The sequence below is a fragment of the Streptomyces marokkonensis genome (assembly GCF_039539045.1).
In the GTDB taxonomy this organism is placed as follows: Bacteria; Actinomycetota; Actinomycetes; order Streptomycetales; family Streptomycetaceae; genus Streptomyces; species Streptomyces marokkonensis.
Map to the genome: position 1 here is coordinate 1 of NZ_BAABCQ010000372.1, position 1,484 is coordinate 1,484.

Below are 1,484 nucleotides of genomic sequence, written 5' to 3' on the forward strand. Positions count from 1 at the left end.
CCAGTAGCGCTGGTGCTGGAAGGCGTAGGTGGGCAGGTCGGTGCGGTGGGCGCCGGTCCCGGCGAACACCTGCTCCCAGTCCACCGCGACACCGCGCGTGTGCAACTGACCGAGCATGACCATCAACGCCCGGCCCTCAGGGACGTCACGGCGCAGCGAGGGGACACAGTCCTCGGCGACCATCCCGGACAGGACACCATCAGGACCCAGTTCCAGGAACGTACCGACCCGACGGTCCCGCAACGCCTGCACACCGTCGTGGAAGCGGACCGCACCACGCACCTGCTCCACCCAGTACCCCGGATCACACAGCCGCTCCGGCTCCGCGACCCCACCCGTCACATTCGACACCACAGCAATCGTCGGAGCGTTGAAGGCCAGCCCCGACACCACCCCCCGGAACTCCTCCAGCATCGGATCCATCAACGAGGAATGAAACGCGTGCGACACCCGCAACCGCCGCACCCGACGATCCCCGAAACGGCCCACGACCTCCTCCACAGCCGCCTCGGTACCGGAAACAACCACAGACATCGCACCATTCACCGCCGCGATACCCGCACCCTCCACCAACAGCGGCACCACCTCACCCTCCGACGCCTCCACCGCCACCATCACCCCACCCGACGGCAACGCCTGCATCAGACGACCCCGCGCCACCACCAGAACAGCCGCATCCTCCAACGACCACACACCCGCAACAAACCCAGCCACCACCTCACCGACGGAGTGACCCGCCAGCACATCGGGCCGCACACCCCACGACTCCACCAACCGGAACAACGCCACCTCGACAGCGAAAAGAGCAGGCTGGGCGTAGCGCGTCTCGTCCAGCAACGCCGCGCCACCCTCGAAGACCAGATCCTTCAACGAACGCCCAAGAGGCCGGTCCACCGCCGCACACACCTCGTCGAACGCCTCCGCGAACACCGGGAACGCCGCATACAGCTCACACCCCATCCCGACCCGCTGCGCACCCTGCCCCGTGAACAGCACACCCAGACGCCCGGCAACCACCGACTGCGGCTCGACAGACCCCAGACGCTCCCGCGCCTCCCCCACCGAACCCGCCACGACCACCGCACGACGCTCCAGATGCGCACGCCCCACCGCCAACGAGAACGCCACATCCGCCAGACCCGGCTCACCCCGCCCTTCCAGATGACCAACGAGCCGCTCCGCCTGCGCACGCACGGCTTCCGACGTCCGCCCCGACAACAGCAGAGGCACCGGACCGTCCATGGCCGTCGGCACCGGAGCCTCCTCCTCGACAGCCTCCAGAATCACGTGCGCGTTCGTGCCACTGATACCGAAGGAGGAGACGGCGGCGCGGCGCGGTCGGCCGGGGAGCTGCGGCCAGTCGCGGGCCTCGGTCAGCAGCTCGACCGCACCGGCCGACCAGTCCACCTTCGGCGACGGCTCGTCCACATGCAGCGTCTTCGGCAGCACCCCGTGCCGCATCGCCTGCACCATCTTGATCACAC

1 protein-coding gene is annotated in these 1,484 nt (G+C 68.6%); it reads right to left on the reverse strand.

All coding sequences use genetic code 11. The features are described 5' to 3' along the window. On the reverse strand, positions 1–1,484 hold a 1,484-nt coding region (locus ABEA26_RS35940), incomplete at both ends, for an acyltransferase domain-containing protein (protein ID WP_345598270.1).